This window comes from Sulfurivermis fontis (genome assembly GCF_004001245.1).
In the GTDB taxonomy this organism is placed as follows: Bacteria; Pseudomonadota; Gammaproteobacteria; order Thiohalomonadales; family Thiohalomonadaceae; genus Sulfurivermis; species Sulfurivermis fontis.
Genome location: NZ_AP018724.1, coordinates 20,616 through 39,878 on the forward strand (window position 1 = coordinate 20,616; position 19,263 = coordinate 39,878).

19 protein-coding genes and 1 pseudogene are annotated in these 19,263 nt (G+C 62.4%); 12 read left to right on the forward strand and 8 right to left on the reverse strand.

Translation table 11 applies throughout. The features are described 5' to 3' along the window. Positions 1-72: 72 nt before the first annotated feature. Positions 73-237: pseudogene (locus EP379_RS16890) on the reverse strand (transposase); the annotation flags it as partial. 443 nt (positions 238-680) lie between these two features. Here EP379_RS16890 and EP379_RS00095 point away from each other — a divergent pair. Together EP379_RS00095 and EP379_RS00100 are read left to right on the forward strand one after the other, a co-directional pair. Then, entirely contained in the window at positions 681-1,679 is a 999-nt protein-coding gene (locus tag EP379_RS00095) for an RNA polymerase factor sigma-54 (protein WP_172600321.1), read from the forward strand. 13 nt (positions 1,680-1,692) lie between these two features. Further along, positions 1,693-3,816: a putative bifunctional diguanylate cyclase/phosphodiesterase gene (locus tag EP379_RS00100; protein WP_127474525.1), complete on the forward strand. Its 2,124-nt coding sequence runs from the start codon at positions 1,693-1,695 to the stop codon at positions 3,814-3,816. A 417-nt stretch (positions 3,817-4,233) separates the two neighbouring features. Here EP379_RS00100 and EP379_RS00110 read toward each other — a convergent pair whose 3' ends face one another. Beyond that, entirely contained in the window at positions 4,234-5,391 is a 1,158-nt protein-coding gene (locus EP379_RS00110; protein ID WP_127474529.1) for a PilT/PilU family type 4a pilus ATPase, read from the reverse strand. Positions 5,392-5,411: 20 nt separating this feature from the next. Next, the gene (locus tag EP379_RS00115; protein ID WP_127474531.1) at positions 5,412-6,449 is read right to left on the reverse strand and encodes a type IV pilus twitching motility protein PilT; all 1,038 of its coding nucleotides are present in this window, start codon (positions 6,447-6,449) and stop codon (positions 5,412-5,414) included. Between the two features lie 91 nt (positions 6,450-6,540). Between EP379_RS00115 and EP379_RS00120 the strand changes: the two genes are divergently transcribed. The 5 genes from EP379_RS00120 to EP379_RS00140 all read left to right on the forward strand — a co-directional run bounded on the left by EP379_RS00120 (position 6,541) and on the right by EP379_RS00140 (position 11,079). Then, positions 6,541-7,245 carry a YggS family pyridoxal phosphate-dependent enzyme gene (locus EP379_RS00120; protein WP_127474533.1) on the forward strand — a complete coding sequence of 235 codons (705 nt, stop codon included), beginning with the start codon at positions 6,541-6,543 and terminating at the stop codon, positions 7,243-7,245. Between the two features lie 44 nt (positions 7,246-7,289). Beyond that, positions 7,290-8,120: a pyrroline-5-carboxylate reductase gene (proC, locus tag EP379_RS00125; protein WP_127474535.1), complete on the forward strand. Its 831-nt coding sequence runs from the start codon at positions 7,290-7,292 to the stop codon at positions 8,118-8,120. Further along, positions 8,117-8,698: a YggT family protein gene (locus EP379_RS00130; RefSeq protein WP_127474536.1), complete on the forward strand. Its 582-nt coding sequence runs from the start codon at positions 8,117-8,119 to the stop codon at positions 8,696-8,698. Before proC ends, EP379_RS00130 begins: the two co-directional genes overlap by 4 nt. Then, complete coding sequence (locus tag EP379_RS00135; RefSeq protein ID WP_127474538.1) at positions 8,695-8,988, forward strand: DUF167 family protein; 294 nt, start codon at positions 8,695-8,697, stop codon at positions 8,986-8,988. Before EP379_RS00130 ends, EP379_RS00135 begins: the two co-directional genes overlap by 4 nt. Positions 8,989-9,108: 120 nt before the next feature. Further along, positions 9,109-11,079: a dynamin family protein gene (locus tag EP379_RS00140; RefSeq protein WP_127474540.1), complete on the forward strand. Its 1,971-nt coding sequence runs from the start codon at positions 9,109-9,111 to the stop codon at positions 11,077-11,079. Between the two features lie 35 nt (positions 11,080-11,114). Here EP379_RS00140 and EP379_RS00145 read toward each other — a convergent pair whose 3' ends face one another. Further along, positions 11,115-11,801 carry a sulfite exporter TauE/SafE family protein gene (locus tag EP379_RS00145; RefSeq protein WP_127474542.1) on the reverse strand — a complete coding sequence of 229 codons (687 nt, stop codon included), beginning with the start codon at positions 11,799-11,801 and terminating at the stop codon, positions 11,115-11,117. 117 nt (positions 11,802-11,918) lie between these two features. Here EP379_RS00145 and EP379_RS00150 point away from each other — a divergent pair, with 117 nt between their 5' ends. Together EP379_RS00150 and EP379_RS00155 are read left to right on the forward strand one after the other, a co-directional pair. Further along, positions 11,919-13,343: an MFS transporter gene (locus tag EP379_RS00150; protein WP_197722824.1), complete on the forward strand. Its 1,425-nt coding sequence runs from the start codon at positions 11,919-11,921 to the stop codon at positions 13,341-13,343. Positions 13,344-13,431: 88 nt separating this feature from the next. Beyond that, positions 13,432-14,061: a hypothetical protein gene (locus EP379_RS00155; protein ID WP_127474546.1), complete on the forward strand. Its 630-nt coding sequence runs from the start codon at positions 13,432-13,434 to the stop codon at positions 14,059-14,061. A gap of 101 nt (positions 14,062-14,162) precedes the next feature. Here EP379_RS00155 and EP379_RS00160 read toward each other — a convergent pair whose 3' ends face one another. Continuing rightward, on the reverse strand, positions 14,163-14,942 hold the full coding sequence (locus EP379_RS00160; protein WP_127474548.1) for an exodeoxyribonuclease III: 780 nt from the start codon (positions 14,940-14,942) through the stop codon (positions 14,163-14,165). 94 nt (positions 14,943-15,036) lie between these two features. Here EP379_RS00160 and pyrE point away from each other — a divergent pair, with 94 nt between their 5' ends. Both pyrE and EP379_RS00170 read left to right on the forward strand, forming a co-directional pair. Further along, positions 15,037-15,681, forward strand: coding sequence for an orotate phosphoribosyltransferase (pyrE, locus tag EP379_RS00165; RefSeq protein WP_127474550.1), 645 nt, complete (start codon positions 15,037-15,039; stop codon positions 15,679-15,681). A gap of 3 nt (positions 15,682-15,684) precedes the next feature. Beyond that, entirely contained in the window at positions 15,685-15,936 is a 252-nt protein-coding gene (locus tag EP379_RS00170; protein WP_127474552.1) for a YkgJ family cysteine cluster protein, read from the forward strand. Positions 15,937-16,214: 278 nt separating this feature from the next. Here EP379_RS00170 and EP379_RS00175 read toward each other — a convergent pair whose 3' ends face one another. Next, positions 16,215-16,970: a sulfite exporter TauE/SafE family protein gene (locus EP379_RS00175; RefSeq protein WP_197722825.1), complete on the reverse strand. Its 756-nt coding sequence runs from the start codon at positions 16,968-16,970 to the stop codon at positions 16,215-16,217. Between the two features lie 80 nt (positions 16,971-17,050). On the opposite strand from EP379_RS00175, the gene EP379_RS00180 reads away from it, so the two are divergent. Next, entirely contained in the window at positions 17,051-17,692 is a 642-nt protein-coding gene (locus tag EP379_RS00180) for a hypothetical protein (protein WP_127474554.1), read from the forward strand. 25 nt (positions 17,693-17,717) lie between these two features. On the opposite strand, the gene slmA is transcribed toward EP379_RS00180, so the two are convergent. Both slmA and argB read right to left on the reverse strand, forming a co-directional pair. After that, positions 17,718-18,302 carry a nucleoid occlusion factor SlmA gene (gene slmA, locus EP379_RS00185; RefSeq protein WP_127474556.1) on the reverse strand — a complete coding sequence of 195 codons (585 nt, stop codon included), beginning with the start codon at positions 18,300-18,302 and terminating at the stop codon, positions 17,718-17,720. Between the two features lie 2 nt (positions 18,303-18,304). Further along, positions 18,305-19,192 (reverse strand): acetylglutamate kinase, encoded by an 888-nt coding sequence (argB, locus tag EP379_RS00190; protein WP_127474558.1) that lies wholly within the window; start codon positions 19,190-19,192, stop codon positions 18,305-18,307. Between the last annotated feature and the right edge of the window lie 71 nt (positions 19,193-19,263).

Here is a 19,263-nt window from a genome sequence, read left to right on the forward strand (position 1 = left end):
AGGGTCGGAGAGCTGGCCAGTGTCACGACTCTGCCCACCGCCGTCTGCTATCTGCGGGTCATGGCGCAGTACATCATGGTCGTTCAAGTCCTCGTAGCCGCAGCACAGACCATACAGGCGTTGGGCGACCAAATCGCGCAGGCTGTGGGTGATGCGTTCGGGATTTCGGGGGTCGAGGAGCGCCGCCGCCACTGCCCGGGACAGACCCAGCTTGCGATCCACCTGCCGCAAAAGCATCAGGCCGCCATCGGAACTGAGGGCGCCACCTGCAAGTGGCTTCGATCACCCGACGTCCGAGACGCCCAAAATCCATCCCATCTGCGGTACACTTTGGCATCGGCGCAGCCCCCCCACAAAATCTTCTCGCACGCTGATTTTATGCGGGTTTCAGGGCTGTGCCGACCTCATGTTGATGAAATATCCGGGTTAATTGTCCAACTATTGCTATAAACCTTTACTTATGGGGTAGAATCGCCCAGTCAATAATTGCTACGCCAAACGTCATGTCTGGAAAGAATAATAAAAATTCCCGGCATGCACTCGACCCACATCGAGTGGGATGTATCCGGCTGGCCCGTGTCCTGGAGCTGCGCCCTCGGGTGTTTGAGCGAATGGTGCGGGAAATGGAAGATTCGCCGGCATTTACGGCAGTGAGGCCCTATGTGCATGTGGGACAGGTGATGGAGACAACCCTTGCCGCCAATGGCCGGGCCGGTCGTGGGCGCGCGTTGCCCGTAGCCTGGTCCGACGGGGCCGCGGCGTTCCAGTTCACCTCAGCGTTTTATACCCGCCATTACGGCTTCCAGACGGAGGTACTAACCAGTCTCGATCCATCTGCGGCGGGGCTCCTGCAACAGATGCGGGCGATAAACAGCCGCAATCTGCTCACCGTCAGTCTGCTACGCACCCTGGGGAGGCTACAGCGAGCGTTTCTGGAGACCCGTGATCCGCTCACACTCAATGCGCTGGCACTGGATGAACTCGCTGTGGGTATCAACGCCGATCCGCGGTGCCCAATCATGGCCGATGCCAGCCGCCTGTCGCGCCTGATGCGCCACCTGGCGCTTGGCTTGGCGGACGGCGAGGTGGTGATGGCCTCCGCCTTATGTCCGCGCCCGCGGGAACTGCACCGCCGCTATGTGGACAGTGTGGTGCGTACCGAGCAGACGGCGCTGCTCGAACATGTCGGCACGTCCGCACTTAGCGATGATGCAATCGCAATGGCTGTGCTGGAACGCTTTGGCATGGCGCTGTCGCGGCGCACTGTGGCCAACGTCCGCCGTGATTTGGGTATCCCGTGCAGCCGCCAGCGGGGGGCAAATGATGGCTATCTGGGGGCGACCCATGGGTTCAGCCCATTGCACCCGCTGGCGCGCGAGGTGGTGCACACGGCGGCGCCGACAGTGGGCGGCGTCTACGAGTTGCATGCCCGCGGTCCCGATGCCCGGCGGGCCGGCGTCATCTACATCGGCAGCGCCGGTGATCTGCGCAAGCGGCTGATGGACCATCTGCGCGGTGCCGGTACCAATACCTGCCTAGCGGCCCATATCGCCGATGGCCGGGTGTGGTTCCGCTACCGGCAGGTGGTCCATCGTTGGCGCGAGACTGAACGGCAGGTGTACCGGGCATTTAGGGAAAGTTTCGGCGACCGTCCGGCCTGTAACCGGATGAGCCCCTGACAGGGAGGGGAAGATGACAGCGATGGACCCGATGGACTCAGTGCCGCTGCGGCTGCAGGATTTCAAGGAATACGCCGAGCGCGTATTCGCAAATATTCCCAGTGGACTGGTCATCTTATCGGCCAGGCTGCGGATTCTGACCGTCAATCGCGCCTTTCTGCAGATGTTCGGCGTCACCCAGGGGGACGTCGAGGGACGCTTTTCGCATGAAGTGATCTCGGCGGATGGGTTGGCCGACCAGTTGGCCACGGTATTGGGCGGGAGCGTACCGCGAGCTGATGGCATACTGCTGATGCGGGTGTGCGGAGGTGAAGAGCGTCTGATGCGCTACGCCGTTACTGGTATGTACCTTGCAGAAGAAGAAGAAGAAGAAGCACGTTTGCTCGTCGCGCTGGAGGATATCACCGAACAGGAGCGTGCTTTTCAGGCCCTGGCTCGCTCCGAGGCCCGCCTGGCCGAGGCCCAGCGCATCGCGCGTCTGGGGCATTGGGAGTGGAATGTCGCTACCGGTGAGCTGTGGTGGTCCGACGAGGTGTACAACATTTTCGAGCGGGAGAAAGGGCGCTTCGTCCCCGGCTACGAATCTTTCCTGGCCTGCCTTCACCCAGATGACCGAGCACGGATAGAGTCCGCCGTGCGAAAGTCGATCGACGACGGCAGCGACTATCGTCTCGATCACCGCATCGTGTTGCCTAGTGGTGGCGTGCGCTATGTACATGAACAGGCAAGCTGTGTGCTTGGTGCGGACGGTATTGTCGAGCGGATGGTGGGTACGGTGCAGGACATCACCGAACGCAAGGAGACGGAGGCACGCCTGGCCCACCTGGCGCACCACGATCCGCTGACCTGCCTGCCCAACCGCATGCTGCTGCGTGACCGCATCAGCCAGGCTATTACCTATGGACGTCGGCACGATCGGTTGGTAGCCGTGCTGTTTATCGACCTGGATCGCTTCAAGCGTATCAACGATAGCTTGGGGCATGACGTGGGCGATCGATTGTTGCAGGCCATCGCGGAACGTCTGCGCAAGTCGGTGCGCGATGGCGATACGGTGGCCCGGCTTGGCGGCGACGAATTTGCCATCGCCCTGACCGATGTCGCCGATGCGGACGACGTGGCCAAGCTGGCACGCAAGCTGCTAAATGCCATCAATCAGTCTATTCTCCTCAATGGGCGCGAGTATTACGCCACTGCGAGCATTGGTATTAGCCTATTTCCCCACGATGGCGGTGACGTGGAAACTTTACTGAAGAACGCCGATACTGCCATGTACGAGGCGAAGGAGGCGGGTCGCAACGCCTATCGGTTCTTCCGCGAGGAAATGGATTTCAACATCCGTGCCCACCTTGAGCTGGAGCAATCGCTACGTGGCGCCCTGGAGCGGGGTGAATTCGAGGTGCACTACCAGCCCCAAATACGCCTGCAGGACGGTGTGGTGACCGGTGTGGAGGCGCTACTGCGCTGGAACCGGCCCGATGGCAAGTTCGTCGGACCGGATATATTCATCCCTGTTTTGGAAGAAACCGGCCTGATTGTGGAGGTGGGTGCCTGGGTGATGCACCGAGCCTGTGTCGATGTCGTGCATTGGAACAGGCTCCTTGGACGCGAACTGCTCGTGGCCGTCAATCTGTCCCGGCGTCAGTTCGATGACAAGCACCTGGCGGAGACCGTGGCGGAGGTATTGCGGGAATCGGGGCTTCCGCCGGCGCTTCTCGAACTGGAAGTCACCGAAAGCATCGTAATGTCGGATGCGGCCCGGGCCGGGCATGTCATGGAAACCTTGCGAGGTACCGGAGTGCATCTGGCGATGGACGACTTCGGCACTGGTTATTCCTCCCTGGTTTATCTCAAGCGATTTCCCCTGGACCGCCTCAAAATCGACAAGGAGTTTGTGCGTGACATCGGTGTCGACGCCAATGATGACGCGATCGTGCGGACGATAATTGCCTTGGCGGAGAATCTTGGTCTTGAGGCCGTGGCCGAGGGGGTGGAGACGGAGGTTCAGCGTGACTTCCTTCAGCGCCATGGCTGCCAGCTTGCCCAAGGGTACCTTTACAGCCGGCCGCTACCCGTGGCGGATCTGGAGCACTATTTCGTCAAATGCAGAAGTTCGCGACGAAGTTCGGGGTCAGAATAACAATTGGGTGATTGTTACTCGAAGAGTCCGGGGAGTTTTACTCGGGAGTTTTACTCTGACCCCGAACTACGCGATTGGGTGATTGTTACTCGAAGAGTCCGGGGAGTTTTACTCGGGAGTTTTACTCTGACCCCGAACTACGCGTTACTCTGACCCCGAACTACGCGCGTTACTCGGGAGTTTGACCTTACTCTGACCCCGAACTACGTGACCCCGAACTTCGGGACGGCGGACCACCGGGATTTTCCCTGGACAGGCAGGAGGAGCAGAAATTGATGCGGCAGTGCTCACAGGCCCAGCGCGCGGTGCGCTGGGGGTGATATTTGCACATTACCTTGGCCATGATGTCAGCACATCCCCTGCCTCAGGGCGCGCCATACGATCGCATGCGTTGGCGGCACACCGCCGGCATGCCGGCTAGTAACGAAGTTTCGGTCCGCCGGGGATTTTCTCGTCTTCCGATACCTCCAGTGACAGCCCTTCCAGCCCGGAGGTGAGTTCTTCGGGGGTTTCGATATCGCCCAGTTTGATCATCAGGCGCACCTCGTTGGCCGAGTCGGCATTGCGCAGCGCATCCTCCATGGTGATATGGCCCTCCCGGTACAGCTCGTACAGGGCCTGATCGAAGGTGCGCATGCCGACTTGACCTCCCTTCTTCATCTGTTCCTTCAGGTTGTGCACCTCGCCCTTCAGGATCAGGTCGGCGATCAGCGGCGTATTGAGCATGATCTCCACCGCCACGCGGCGGCCCTGGCCATCGGCGCGCGGGATGAGGCGCTGCGCGACTACCGCCTTCAGGTTGAGGGACAGGTCCATCAGCAGCTGAGAGCGGCGATCTTCAGGGAAGAAGTTGATGATGCGATCCATTGCCTGATTGGCGTTGTTGGCATGCAGGGTAGCCAAACAGAGGTGGCCAGTTTCGGCGAAGGCAATGGCATGTTCCATGGTCTCGCGGTGACGAATTTCGCCGATCAGGATGACGTCCGGCGCCTGACGCAGGGTATTGACCAGGGCATCCTCGAAGCTGTCGGTATCGATGCCTACCTCGCGCTGAGTGACGATGCAGCCGGCGTGCTGATGGACGTATTCGATGGGATCTTCAATGGTGATGATGTGACCGTGGCTGTTCTTGTTGCGGTAGTCGACCATTGCCGCCAGCGAGGTGGACTTACCGGAACCGGTACCGCCGACGAACAGCACGATACCACGTTTGGTCATGGCGATCTCGGCCAGTATCGGCGGTAGGTTGAGATCTTCAAAGGTAGGGATCTTGGTCTCGATCTTTCGCAGCACCATGCCTACCTGGTTGCGCTGCTGAAACACGTTGACGCGGAAGCGGCCGATGCCGGAGCGGGACAGTGCGAAATTGCATTCGTGTGTGCGCTCGAAGGTCTCGCGCTGCTCATCGTTCATGATGGAGTACACGATCTGCTTGGCCTGATCCGGCGTCAGGCTGGCCTTGGCCACCGGTGCGATCTGGCCGTTGACCTTCATGCTGGGTGGGATGCCGGCGGTGATGAACAGGTCGGAGCCGTTCTTGTGCACCATCAGTTTGAGCAGCTGATCGAAGTCCATGACTGAGGTATCCCCGCGAATTATTTGAAGGCGTCTTTGTTGGCAGCCTTGTGGGCGGCTTCCTGCTTGCTGACGATGCCGCGCTGCACCAGTTCAATCAGGTTCTGATCCAGCGTCTGCATACCGTATTGCTGGCCGGTCTGGATGGCCGAGTACATCTGCGCAATCTTGGATTCGCGGATGAGGTTGCGAATGGCCGGTGTGCCGATCATGATTTCGTGGGCCGCCACACGGCCACCGCCGATCTTCTTCAGCAGCGTCTGTGAGATAACCGCGCGCAGGGATTCGGACAGCATCGAACGTACCATGTCCTTTTCCGCCGCCGGGAAAACGTCGATGATACGGTCGATGGTCTTGGCAGCCGAGCTGGTGTGCAGGGTGCCGAATACCAGATGGCCGGTTTCGGCTGCGGTCAGGGCCAGACGGATGGTTTCCAGGTCACGCATTTCGCCGACGAGGATGATGTCGGGATCTTCGCGCAGCGCCGAACGCAGGGCTTCGTTGAAGCCGAGGGTATCGCGGTGCACCTCGCGCTGGTTGATGAGACATTTCTTGGATTCGTGCACGAATTCGATGGGGTCCTCGACGGTGAGAATGTGACCGTATTCGGTGTTGTTCTTGTAGTCGATCATTGCCGCCAGGGTGGTGGACTTGCCGGAGCCGGTCGGGCCGGTGACCAGCACGATGCCGCGCGGGTTGTCGGAAATTTCCTTGAAGATCGGCGGCGCGTTCAGTTCTTCCAGGCTGAGGATCTTGGAGGGAATGGTACGGAACACCGCACCGGCACCACGGTTCTGGTTGAAGGCGTTGACGCGGAAACGGGCCAGTCCCTTGATCTCGAACGAGAAGTCGGTCTCGAGGAATTCCTCGAAGTCCTTGCGTTGCTTGTCGTTCATGATGTCGTACACCATGCCGTGCACCTGTTTGTGCTCCAGCGGCGGTACGTTGATGCGGCGCACGTCGCCGTCGACGCGGATCATCGGCGGCAGGCCGGCGGAGAGATGCAGGTCTGACGCGCCGTTCTTGACCCCGAAGGCGAGAAGTTCGGTAATATCCATAGCGGCCACCACCAGAAATATATAGTCGTTATTTGCCTGCGGCCCGTTGTGGTTCGGGACAGTGGATGTGACTAAAGTATAACGCCCGCGCATGACACACAACCTTGACAATCTTCACGCCCGTTTGGCGAGCGTTCGGCAATCCATCCAGCAGGCCGCAGAACGCCACCAGCGCATGCCGGAAACGGTCGCCCTGCTGGCGGTGAGCAAGACCCAGCCGGCGGTCGCCATTCGTATGGCAGCCGCGGCCGGTCAGCGCCGTTTCGGTGAAAACTATCTGCAGGAGGCCCTGGCCAAGATGGCGGAGCTGGGTGACCTGGAGCTGGAATGGCATTTCATCGGTCCCCTGCAGAGCAACAAGACGCGGCCGGTGGCGGAACATTTCGCCTGGGTACACAGCGTCGACCGGCTCAAACTGGCTGAACGGCTGTCGGCCCAGCGGCCGGATGCCCTGCCGCCGCTCAACGTCTGCCTGCAGGTGAACATTAGCGCCGAGGCGAGCAAGTCCGGCTGCTCCTTGGCCGAGCTGCCTGAACTGGCCCGTGCCGTCGCCACCCTGCCGCGGCTCAGGCTGCGGGGGCTGATGGCGATACCGGCACCGGCCGAGGGCCTGGCGCAGCAACGTCAGCCGTTTCGGCGCCTGCGCGAGGCCCTGGAACAGTTGAACGCGACCGGGCTGCAGCTCGATACCCTGTCCATGGGCATGAGCGACGATCTGGAGGCGGCCATCGCCGAAGGGGCTACCCTGGTGCGTGTCGGCAGCGCCATCTTCGGCGCGCGGCCGCCCAGGGCATAGCGGTATACTCTTGGGCCTCGCGGCCCGGTACGGATTTTCCCATCATGATCGACACGAATATCGGATTCATCGGCGGCGGCAACATGGCGCGCAGCCTCATCGGCGGACTGGTGGCCGACGGCGTGGCCCCGCAACGGCTGTGGGTGGCGGAGCCGGACGCCGGACGGCGCGCCGGCCTGGCGGCCCAGTTCGGCGTCAAGGTCACCGCCGACAACAATGCACTGGCAACCGCGGTGGACGCCCTGGTGCTGGCGGTGAAGCCGCAGCAGATGCAGGCCGTGTGCGGCGGCATTGCGGCGGTGGTGCAGCAGCGCAAGCCGTTGGTCATTTCCATCGCCGCCGGTCTACGTCTGGAGGCCCTGCAGCGCTGGCTGGGAGGCGAGCTGGCCCTGGTGCGCACCATGCCCAACACCCCGGCCCTGGTGCAGAGCGGGGCCACCGCCCTGTTTGCGACCCCGCAGGTGAACAACGTGCAGCGCGAGCTGGCCGAGGGGATCATGCGCGCGGTGGGGCTGACCCTGTGGTTGGAGGACGAAGGCCAGATGGACGCCGTCACCGCCCTGTCCGGGAGCGGTCCGGCCTATTTCTTCCTGGTGATGGAGGCCATGCAGCAGGCCGGCGTCCAGCTCGGCCTGACCGCCGACATGGCGCGCCTGCTCACCCTGCAGACCGCTTTCGGCGCCGCCAAGATGGCGCTGGAGTCGCGCGAGGATGCTGCCGTTCTGCGGCGCCAGGTCACCTCGCCCGGTGGCACCACCGAACGGGCCATCGGCATCCTGCAACAGGGCGGGTTGGAAGAACTGTTTGCCCGGGCACTCGCCGGCGCCCGTGACCGCTCACAGGAACTGGCCACCCTGCTGGGAGGTGGCCAATGAACGGTTATCTCGCCTCACCGTTGACCTTTCTGATCTCGACGGTGATCAGCCTGTACATCCTGGCGGTGATGCTGCGCTTCCTGTTCCAGCTCACCCGGGCCGATTTCTACAATCCGCTGACCCAGTTCATCGTCAAGATCACCAGCCCGGCCCTGCGACCCCTGCGCCGTATCATTCCCGGCTGGGGCGGCATGGATATCGCCGCCCTGGTATTGATGCTATTGCTGCAGATGCTGTCGGTCTGGCTGGTGTTCCTGCTCGCCGGCCGGCCCATCGATCCCCCCAACCTGTTGATCGTCTCCGTGGCGCAACTGGTGGACCTGGCCTTCAGCGTGTTCATCTTCGCCATCCTGATCCAGGCCATCCTGAGCTGGATCACCCCCGGCACCTACAACCCGGTGACCTCGGTGCTGTTCAGTCTGACCGAACCGGTGTTGCGGCGGGTACGCCGTGTGATCCCCCCCATCAGCGGCTTCGATCTGTCGCCATTGGTTGCGATCCTCGGGCTTCAGGTGGTGCGTATGCTGGTAATGCCGCTGTTCGGGGTTCTTGCCGGGGCCGGGCCGCTGGTACGATGAGCTGGTATCGTTGGCAGGGGCCGGACCTGCTGCTCACGATCCGTCTGCAGCCACGCGCCAGCCGGGACGAGATCGTCGGCCCCCATGGCGATGCCCTGAAAATCCGCATTACCGCCCCGCCGGTGGAGGGGCAGGCCAATGCCCACCTGATCAAATTCCTCGCCGCCGCCTTCGATGTCGGTCGCAGCCAGGTCAGTCTGGTCAGCGGCGATACCGCACGCAGCAAACAGCTGCGCATCAGTGCCCCCGGCCGCCTCCCCCCCGAAGCTATGATTCAACCTGCAATTTGAGCTACTACTCATTGTCATGGCTAGAATTTTCTATATATTGGTCATACGATGACTATCTACAGCGCCTGACTCGGACAAGGCGCGCGCCGCCAGGCAGACAATAAGGACAGAAGGCGAATCATGGCGAATCAACGCTTCGACCGACAAATGCAGGCCTATGGCCAGTGGAAAACCGCGCTGCTCGACGGTATCCAGCGCTATCAGCGCTGGTTGGACAGCAACAAGATGGGTGAGGCCGAGGACGAGCTGCGCATCTACGAAGTGCTGGAGGCTCTGCGCGCCGATCGGCTGACCATTGCCTTTGTGGCGGAGTTTGCCCGCGGCAAGACCGAACTCATCAACGCCATCTTCTTCTCCGAATACGATCGCCGTCTGCTGCCTTCCGAGGCCGGACGTACCACCATGTGTCCCACCGAGCTGTTCTGGGACAACAGCGTCGACAAGGCCTATGTGCGTCTGCTGCCCATCGAGACGCGTCTTACCGATACACCGATCGCCGAATACAAGCTGGAGCCGGTGAACTGGACCCATATCGAACTGGATCTGACCTCGCCGGACAATATGGCGGAGGCCTTCCAGGAGATCGTCAAGGTCAAACAGGTGCCGCTGGATGAGGCGCGCAAGCTGGGTCTGTACAGCGACGCCGATGCCCACATGCACATGAAGAACGGCAAGATGCCGGACAAGATCGACATCCCCATGTGGCGCCATGCCCTGATCAGTTTCCCCCACCCGCTGCTCAAGCAGGGACTGGTGATCCTCGACACCCCCGGCCTCAACGCCCTCGGCTCCGAGCCGGAACTGACCCTCAACATGCTGCCCAATGCCCAGGCGGTGGTATTCGTACTGGCGGCCGATACCGGTGTCACCAAGTCGGATCTGGAGATGTGGCAGCACAATGTGAAGCCTTTGCGCAGTGGCCACAAGAAGGGCCTTTTCGTCGTCCTCAACAAGGTCGATACCCTGTGGGACGAACTGAAGACTCCTGAACACATTGCCAAGACGGTCGCCGACCAGTGTCAGCGTGCAGCGCAGACCTTGGGTATCGAAGCGGATCAGATCTATCCGGCTTCGGCGCAGAAGGGCCTGCTGGCCAAGATCCGCCACGACAAGGATCTGCTGGCGCGCAGCAATATCCTGGCACTGGAAAACATCCTCGCCGGCGAGGTGCTACCCTACAAGCAGAGTCTGGTGCGCGAGCACATTCTCACCAGTATCGGCAGCATGGTGAAGGAGTCGCATGACATCCTTGCCACCCGCCTCGCCTCGGCGCGCAAGCAGCTGGAAGAGTTGAAGGGGTTGTCGGGCAAGAACAACGAAGTCATCGAGCTGCTGATGAAGAAGACGCGCGATGAGCAGGTGGCCTACTACAAGAACGTGGAAAGCTTTCAGGCCAACAAACGCATCATCCAGGAACAGTCCAAGAAACTGAGTGACACCATCAACCTGGCCTCGCTGGACCAACTGGTCGCCGAAACCCGCAAGGCGATGTCCGACAGTTGGACCACCCACGGCCTCAAGACCGGCATGAAAACCTTTTTCGACGGTGTCAACGCCCGCCTGTCCGAAGTCTCGGACTTCGCCGATCAGCTCAATCGCCTGGTGATCACCATCTACCGCACCTTCCACCAGGAACACGGCATCGCCGAGATCAAGCCGGCGCTGTATTCGCTCACCAAGTACAAGCAGGAATTCCAGCAGCTGTATCAGGAGGCCGAGGCCTTCCGCACCAGTCCTTTGACGACGATGACCGAGCAGCACTACGTCATCAAGAAGTTCTTCATCTCCCTGGTCAGTCACGCACGCAACATCTTCTTCAAGGCGCAGCGCGATGCCGAGTCCTGGAGCAAGGCGGTGATGTCGCCTCTGGTCAAGCAGATCAAGGAGCACAAGGAGACGATGGAGCAGCGCCTGGAGAACCTGCGCAAGATCAACGAGTCGCGCGACACCCTGCAGGCGCGCATCGAGGAGCTGGAAAAATCCAATGCCTCGCTGATGAAGCAATATGCCGAGGTACGCGCCATCCTCAACACCATCAACCAGCCGCTGGAAGTGTTCGAAGACGTGGAACCGACGGCCAAGGCCAGTTGACTATCCCCGTCTGCACCAGGGTAGGGTGCGGACCTTCAGAGCAGGGCGGCCTCTGTCAGCATGTAGAGGCCGAAGCCCAGCACCACCACGCCGGCCGTCCGGCGCACCCACAACAGGCGCAGCCACGCCGCCAGCTTGCCGGCCACCAGGCCCATGGTGAGCAGGTTGGGCAACGTGCCGATACCGAACGCCAGCATCAGCAGGGCGCCGTCCAGCGGGCTGCCGGATGAGATGGACCAGATCAGGGTGCTGTAGACCAGACCGCAGGGCAGCCAGCCCCATACCAGGCCGAGGGCCAGGGCGTTCAGGGGCGAGCGTACCGGGATGAAGCGGCGTCCGATGGGTTCGAGAAAGCGCCACACCCGATGGCCGAGGCGTTCGACCCGGGCCAGGCCAAACCACCAGCCGCCCAGATACAGCCCCATTGCCACCAGGAACAGGCCGGCCAGCACCAGCATGCCGACGCGTATTTCATGCAGGGCGCCCATGTTGGCGGCCAGCATGCCGAGGCCCCCCATCAGGGCGCCGGCGAAGGCATAGCTGAGGAGCCGCCCGCCGTTGTAGCCGAACAGGTAAGGAAGGAACTGCATGGGCCGGCCGCGCACCGCCTCGGGCAGACCGAAGGACAGGGCGCCGACGATGCCGCCGCACATGCCGACGCAATGTACGCCACCGAACAGGCCCACAAAGAGGGCGGCGATATAGGAAATCTCGGCATGCATGGGCAGGTATCCGGCAACGGTGGGGTGTGGCGTGTATCATAGCCGCTTCGCCATCCTTGCCCCAACACCATGCCCGCGGAAAACAGATCCTCCGTCCTGAAATCCAAGCTGTTCTGGGTGGGCATTCTCTATTTTGCCGAAGGTTTTCCCCTCGGCATGTTCTTCGATGTATTTCCGGTGCATTTCCGGCAGCAGGGCGTGAACCTGTCCGAGATAGGTTTTCTCAGCCTGCTCGGCCTGGCGTGGACCCTGAAGTTTCTCTGGGCGCCGGCGGTGGATCACTACCGGCATCATCGGCGCTGGATGGGTATCGTCGATCTGGGCATGGGCGCCGTCATGCTGGCGCTGGCGATTCATGCCGGCTTCGGGCCCTGGACCTGGGTCGCCATTGGCGTGTTCACCCTGCTTTCCGCCACCAACGATATCGCCATCGACGGCTACACCATCGAGTTGCTGGACAAACGTGAATTGGGACTGGCCAACGGCCTGCGCATCGGTTTTTACCGTGTCGGCATGCTGACCGCCGGTTTCGTGCTGATCCTGAGCGACTACCTCGGCTGGGCCGGAACCTATCTCGCGGCCGCCCTGCTGTTCTTTCTCCTGGCCTTCGTCTGCCAGCGCGCGCCGCAGGAGCGCGCGCCCGGGCGGGTGCATGGTCTCACCCTGCGCGCAGAACTGCGTGGCCTGCTGGTCCATCCCCTGCCCTTCGGCGGGGTGTTGTTGTTCCTGCTGGGCACACTGTGGCTGGTCAATCGCGCTACGCACTGGTCGCAAGACCATGAGCAATTCTGGTTTTATGCCGGCACCGTGGCTGGGCTGGCCTGGCTTGTCAGCGTGCTGCGGCATCGCCGCAACGGCGACGCCCGCGCACTCACCGAAGGCCCGATGTTCGGCACCCTGCTGTCGATGCTGACACGGCCCTACATGTTGCCGGTCATCGGTTTCATCCTGATCTTCAAGCTGGGTGATGCCGCCATGGGGTTCATGGTCAAGCCGTTCTGGGTGGATGCAGGCTTTTCCGCCAGCCAGATCGGCCTGGTATCGGTCAACCTGGGGCTGGTGTTGTCCATTGCCGGCGGCGTCGCCGGCGGTTGGTATACCGATCGGGTCGGCATCTTGCGCGCCCTGTGGGTGCTGGGGCTGATGCAAATCGTTTCCAATCTGGGCTACGTCTGGGCGGCGGCCGTGCTGCCTCTGGGTGTCGACCAGGCCCTGATCCCGCTGCAGCATCAGGTGCTGATGTATGCCGCCAGCGGCCTGGAGTCCTTCACCGGCGGGCTGGGTACCGCCGCCTTCCTCGCCTTTCTGATGGCCATCGTCGATCAGCGTCACTCCGCTACCGAATATGCCCTGCTGTCATCGGTGTTTGCCCTCAGCCGGTCGCTGGCGGGCTGGGCCGGTGGCTTTGGCGCCGAGGCCATGGGGTATGCCGACTATTTCCTGCTTACGGTATTCCTGGGCTTCCCCGCCTTCCTGCTGCTGCCCTGGGTGGCGCGCATGCTCGTCCAGGCAACGGGGAAAAATTGCGATAACACAAATTAGCCCCTGTTTATAGCATTTTCGCGCGTTTTGGCTGGCGTTCGCCCCGGAGCAGGCTAATATCTGGATCGGTAACCGTGAGGAGCTGACCATGCCCATCCTGACCGCCGGTCGCTACTGCCTGCAGCATCCCACCCAAGCCCTGCGCGCTTACGGCGCCGGGATATTCTTTGCCGCCCTGGTGCAGCAGAAGGCCAGCCTGCTGCAACTGCTCACCGGACATTTCGCCACCCATGGCTATCCCATGCCGGGTGAGTTGGGACGCGCCTACCGTCTGGCGGCGTTGCTGGAAGCGCGCATGGCACGCTTCTATGCCGCCCTCGCCGAGCGGTTTGCCGACGTGCCCGAGGCGGCCGCCCTGTTCCGGGAGCTGAGCGAGGAGGAGGAAGAGCACGGGCGCCTGATGCAGTTGTGCCGCTATACGGTCATGCTCAGCCCGGCCATCCATTTCGTGCCGCGCCTGCAGGACGCGGATATCAAGGTTTTGCTGCATCGCCTGCGCCACTTGCGGGCCGGGGTTAATGAACTATCGTTGGATCAGGCACTGTCCCTGACGGTGGAACTGGAGCGCAGCGAGATCAACACCATCTTCGCCATGTTGCTGCAGCAGGCGCAGGGTGAAGCTGTCGCGCCGTTTGCCGAGGCCCTGTACCGTGCCGGTGAGCACGCCACCTCGGTGCCACGGCGCATTGCGCAACTGCGCCAGCGCGCTGCCGTCTGAACCGTTGACTACGTCCCCTGCGGACGTCTCGTGAAGGCCCCTCAGGCCTTCCAGCCCCCGCCCGCCGGCCAGCGGCGCGGGGGCTGATTATTTTCGGGGCGTCAGAATGCGAGGTCGTAATCGATGGTCAGCGGCGCATGGTCGGAAAAGCGCTGTGCCTTGTAGATGGCGGCGGCCTGCACCTTGTCGCGCAGCCCCGGCGTGATCACCTGATAGTCGATGCGCCAGCCGACGTTCTTGGCCCAGGCCTGGCCGCGGTTGGACCACCAGGTATATTGCTCCGGGCGTGGGTCGACCACGCGGAAGGCATCGACGTAATCCCACGGCCCGAACAGCTGATCCAGCCAGGCGCGTTCTTCCGGCAGGCAGCCGGAGTTCTTCTGGTTGCCCTTCCAGTTCTTGATGTCGATCTCCTTGTGCACGATGTTGAAGTCGCCGCAGATGATCCATTCGCGCGGTTCCTGCCGCATCTGCTGCAGGCGCTTCCCGAAGCGTTCGAGAAAGCTGAACTTTACTTGCTGCCGTTCCTCGCCCGATGAGCCGGAGGGCAGATAAAGGGAAACGATGCTCAGGGGGCCGAAGTCGGCCTGGATGTAGCGGCCTTCGGCATCCATGTCCTCGAAGCCGTCTCCCAGGGCGGTAATCACCCGGTCCGGTTCGCGCCGGCTGTAGATGGCCACACCGCTGTAGCCCTTCTTCTCGGCATCGACGAAGAAGGCGTGGTAGCCCACCGGATAATGGGCCGCCACGTCGAGCTGGTGTTCCTGCGCCTTGGTTTCCTGTACGCAGACCACATCGGGCTGCTGTGCCGTCATCCATTCGAAGAAGCCCTTGCTGCTGGCGGAGCGGATGCCGTTCAGGTTGGCGGTGATGATGCGCATGGTGTTTCTCGGCAAAAAACAGGGGGGGGTGAGCATAACCCGAAGCGGCCGGGTTACGGTAAAATACGCGCCCCCACTCCTTCCGGTGAGCGTCATGCAGGATTACAAGCGCGAATTCATTCAGTTTGCCATCGACAACCAGGTGCTGCGCTTCGGCCAGTTCACCCTCAAGTCCGGCCGCATCAGCCCCTATTTCTTCAACGCCGGCCTGTTCAATACCGGCGCCCAGCTGGCCCGCCTCGGCCGCTATTACGCCGCAGCGATCCAGGATTCCGGCATCGCCTTCGACACCCTGTTCGGCCCCGCCTACAAGGGCATCCCGCTGGCCAGCGCCGCCGCCATCGCCCTGGCCGAACACCACGATCGCAACGTGCCCTGGTGCTTCAACCGCAAGGAGGCCAAGGACCACGGCGAGGGTGGCAACATCGTCGGTGCACCGCTCCAGGGCCGCATCCTGATCATCGACGACGTGATCACCGCCGGCACCGCCATCCGCGAGTCCATGGAGATCATCGACAAGGCCGGCGCCCGGGCCGCCGGCGTGGTCATCGCCCTGGACCGCCAGGAGCGCGGCAAGGGCGAGCTGTCGGCCATCCAGGAGGTGGAGCAGAACTTCGGCATGCAGGTGGTGAGCATCATCACCCTGGCCGACCTGATGCAGTTCCTGGAAGGCGATGCGACCCTCGGCCAGCATCTCGATGCGGTGCGTGCCTATCGCGCCGAATACGGCGTGAAGTAAGACGTGGACTGTCGTCCCGGCTGCGGTGCCTGCTGCATCGCACCGTCCATCTCCTCGCCTATCCCCGGCATGCCCGGCGGCAAGCCCGCCGGGGTGCGCTGCATCCAGCTCGATGATCACAACCGCTGCCGCCTGTTCGGCTCGCCCCTGCGGCCCGCCGTGTGCGGCGGCTTTCCTCCCCGTCCCGACAGCTGCGGCACCAGCAACGACGCGGCGTTGCGCCTGCTCGGCGAACTGGAACGGCTCACGGCCTGAATCGGCCTTGTAGCTGCCTGATTTGCGTCCATTCGCGTTCATTTGCGGACGCGAATGGTTTTCTGACGTTTAAGGAAGCTCTGAATAAGTTCAGAGCTTCCGCGGCACAGGGATGTGCCGCCATTTTTCAACGACGATAAGTCGTTGAAAAATGAAGCCGAGCGAAAATCACACTTTTCGCTTGGCGTGGTTTTGTCCACGGATGGACTTATGTCGCGCAGCCCAGGGAGGGGCGGGAGCGACCTGAGAAGTCCAGGATGGACTTATTCAGACCTTCCTTAACCGATCAGCAGCTTCCCCCCCACCAGCACGGTCACCACCTCGAAGGCGCGCTTGATCCAGCGGTTGCCCTTGGCGATGGCCAGATGGGCGCCCAGATAACCACCCAGCAGCGAACCGAGCAGCAGCGCCGGCAGCCAGTCCCAGCGCACCTCGCCGAGGGTGCCGAGCACGGCGGCACCAGTGCCGTTCCAGAACAGGCCGACCAGCACCAGCGTGTAGGCCACGGCGCGCTGGTAGTCGAGGCCGAACCAGCGCACCAGCCACAGCGTCACGAACAGACCGGTGCCGGAGGTGAGCGAGCCGTTGATCACGCCGATGGCGAACAGGCCCAGACCGCCCAGCCAGAGCCCCGTGCCGCTGCGGTGTTGCGGCGCATATTCCTGCCCCAGTTGCCCTTTGTGGGCGGAATACACGCCCAGGCCGATGGTCAGCAGCCCGAGGGCGATCTCGGCGCCGCGTCCCGGCACGTGCAGGATCAGGCTGGCGCCGATGGCCACGCCGGGCAGGCCGCAGGCGAGGATGAACAGCACGAAGCGCCGTTCCAGATGCGAGCTTTTCAGGTGGCGCACCGTGGCGCCCACGCCCAGCGCCACGCTGGCAATCTTGTGGGTGGCCAGGGCAATGGCGAAGGGCAGGCCGAGAAAGATCAGCACCGGCAGCTGCAGCAGTCCCGCGCCGCCGCCGGCAAAGGCGGAGAAGGCGTTGGCGATGAGGGAAACGGCAAACAGCAGCAGATGTTGTGGCAGATCCACGATGGAGTTCAACTGACGCTAGGGTGAGTGGCAGTATACTGTAGCCATTGCCATCCGCGACCCGTGGGAGATTGTCTGTCATGAGTATCCAGTTTTTGCGCCTGCCGACGCTGTTCATTGCCCTGAGCCTGGCGCTGCCGGGCAGCGCCTTTGCCGCCATCAAGTGCTGGACCAACAAGGAAGGGGTACGCGAGTGCGGCAACGTGGTGCCGCCGGAATATGCCCAGAAGGAAACCCGCACCCTCAACGAACGCGGCATTACCGTCGAGGTGAAGGAGCGCGCCAAGACGGCGGAGGAGCTGGAGCAGGAACGCCTTGCCAAGGAGGCGGAGGAGGCGCGTGCGCGGGAGGAGAAAAGGCGCCAGGAGGAGCAGGCGGCTTACGATCGCATGCTGTTGTCCACCTTCACCACCGAGGCGGATGTGCTGGCCTCGCGTGATCGCGCCACCGGTTCCATCGATGCCACCATCGAGATCTCCGGTGCCACCATCACACAGTTGACCCGCAAGCTGGATGACCTGAAAAAGCGTGCGGCAGGGCTGGAACGCGCCGGCAATCCGCTGCCTGCCGATCTGAAGGAGGACATGGCCTCGCTGGAGCGGCAGATCGCGGACAAGCACGAATACATCGACAACAAGAAGCAGGAAAAGGCGCGGATACTGGAGAAGTACGAAGCCGACCTGCGGCGCTACCGCGAACTGAAAGGCATCAAGCCGCAGTAAGGGATATCAATCCCCGGCTCGCCGGTCAGAACAGGCCGCGCGCCAGCAGCGGCCACTGCTGTTCCCACATCTCCACCGGCGAGCGCTTGAAGCCGCTGCGCACGAACTGCGCCATGCGGCCGTGGGCTGCCGCGACCAGCAGCCCGGCCATTGCCGCTACCGGCGCACCGGCAGGCAGGCGTCCGGCCAGTTCCCCTTCGCGCAATACCTGCTTGAACTGCGTTTCGATGCGGTCGTAGAACTGACCGACACGCACCCGCAGGCGTTCCGTTTCACCCACCAGGGCGTCACCCACCAGGATGCGGGTAATGCCGGGATTGCGCGCGGAAAAGCCAAGCAGCACCGCCATGATCTTTTCGCAGCGCGCCACAACGTCTTTCTCATCGGCCAGGATGCGGTTGATGAGGCCGAACACCGTGTCCTCCAGAAACTCGATCAGGCCCTCGAACATCTTGGCCTTGCTGGGGAAGTGACGATACAGCGCCGCTTCCGACACGCCGACGGCACGGGCCAGGCTGGCGGTGGTGATGCGCTCGCCGGGGCTGGTTTCCAGCTCGTGAGCCAGCGCCTCGAGGATCTGCTGGCGGCGCGAGGGTTTGTCGTTGCTCATGATTAACCGTTCCTGATCAGGGTGCCGACGCCGGCATCGGTGAAGATTTCCAGCAGCAGGGCGTGTTCGACGCGGCCGTCGATGATGTGGCTGGATTTCACACCGTTCTTCACCGCCTCCAGCGCCATGTCGATCTTGGGGATCATGCCGCCGCTGATGGTGCCGTCGGCGATCAGTTCGTCGACACGGCTGGCGGTGAGCCCGGTGAGCAGATTGCCGTTCTTGTCCAGTACGCCGGTGGTGTTGGTGAGCAGGATCAGCTTTTCCGCCTTCAGCGTTTCCGCCAGCTTGCCGGCTACCAGATCGGCGTTGATGTTGTAGGACTGGCCGTCATCACCCACGCCCACCGGGGCGATGACCGGAATGAAGTCCTGGGTGTCGAGCAGCGCCACCAGAGCCGGATCGATTTCGGTCACCTCGCCCACCAGGCCGAGGTCGATGAGCTCGTCCTGTTTGTCGCGGCTCTTCATCAAGAGCTTCTTGGCCTTGATCAGGCCGCCATCCTTGCCGGTGAGGCCGACGGCACGGCCGCCGTGCTGATTTATAAGGTTGACGATCTCCTTGTTGACCAGGCCGCCCAGCACCATTTCCACCACATCCATGGTCTCGCGGTCGGTGACGCGCATGCCCTGGATGAACTCACCCTGCTTGCCGATGCGCTTGAGCAGGTCATTGATCTGCGGGCCGCCGCCGTGCACCACCACCGGATTCATGCCCACCAGCTTCATCAGCACCACGTCCTGAGCGAAGCCATGTTTGAGGCGTTCCTCGGTCATGGCGTTGCCGCCGTACTTGATGACGATGGTCTTGCCGGCGAAACGGCGGATGTAAGGCAGGGCTTCGGCGAGAACACGCGCGTTGTTCATCGCGGCGGTAATGTCCAAGGTCATGATGGTCAGGTTCGGGTTGTACGGGCAGTGATATCGGGTAATCCCGCCGCGGGCGTGCTGCCCGGTGGCGC

What these genes read in the sequence shown, in the direction of transcription:
- EP379_RS00095 (WP_172600321.1), top strand. Translation starts at nt 681, where the DNA reads ATGGAGACAACCCTTGCCGCCAATGGCCGGGCCGGTCGTGGGCGCGCG.
- EP379_RS00100 (WP_127474525.1), top strand. Translation starts at nt 1,693, where the DNA reads ATGACAGCGATGGACCCGATGGACTCAGTGCCGCTGCGGCTGCAGGAT.
- EP379_RS00110 (WP_127474529.1), bottom strand. Translation starts at nt 5,391, where the DNA reads ATGGACTTCGATCAGCTGCTCAAACTGATGGTGCACAAGAACGGCTCC.
- EP379_RS00115 (WP_127474531.1), bottom strand. Translation starts at nt 6,449, where the DNA reads ATGGATATTACCGAACTTCTCGCCTTCGGGGTCAAGAACGGCGCGTCA.
- EP379_RS00120 (WP_127474533.1), top strand. Translation starts at nt 6,541, where the DNA reads ATGACACACAACCTTGACAATCTTCACGCCCGTTTGGCGAGCGTTCGG.
- proC (WP_127474535.1), top strand. Translation starts at nt 7,290, where the DNA reads ATGATCGACACGAATATCGGATTCATCGGCGGCGGCAACATGGCGCGC.
- EP379_RS00130 (WP_127474536.1), top strand. Translation starts at nt 8,117, where the DNA reads ATGAACGGTTATCTCGCCTCACCGTTGACCTTTCTGATCTCGACGGTG.
- EP379_RS00135 (WP_127474538.1), top strand. Translation starts at nt 8,695, where the DNA reads ATGAGCTGGTATCGTTGGCAGGGGCCGGACCTGCTGCTCACGATCCGT.
- EP379_RS00140 (WP_127474540.1), top strand. Translation starts at nt 9,109, where the DNA reads ATGGCGAATCAACGCTTCGACCGACAAATGCAGGCCTATGGCCAGTGG.
- EP379_RS00145 (WP_127474542.1), bottom strand. Translation starts at nt 11,801, where the DNA reads ATGCATGCCGAGATTTCCTATATCGCCGCCCTCTTTGTGGGCCTGTTC.
- EP379_RS00155 (WP_127474546.1), top strand. Translation starts at nt 13,432, where the DNA reads ATGCCCATCCTGACCGCCGGTCGCTACTGCCTGCAGCATCCCACCCAA.
- EP379_RS00160 (WP_127474548.1), bottom strand. Translation starts at nt 14,942, where the DNA reads ATGCGCATCATCACCGCCAACCTGAACGGCATCCGCTCCGCCAGCAGC.
- pyrE (WP_127474550.1), top strand. Translation starts at nt 15,037, where the DNA reads ATGCAGGATTACAAGCGCGAATTCATTCAGTTTGCCATCGACAACCAG.
- EP379_RS00180 (WP_127474554.1), top strand. Translation starts at nt 17,051, where the DNA reads ATGAGTATCCAGTTTTTGCGCCTGCCGACGCTGTTCATTGCCCTGAGC.
- slmA (WP_127474556.1), bottom strand. Translation starts at nt 18,302, where the DNA reads ATGAGCAACGACAAACCCTCGCGCCGCCAGCAGATCCTCGAGGCGCTG.
- argB (WP_127474558.1), bottom strand. Translation starts at nt 19,192, where the DNA reads ATGACCTTGGACATTACCGCCGCGATGAACAACGCGCGTGTTCTCGCC.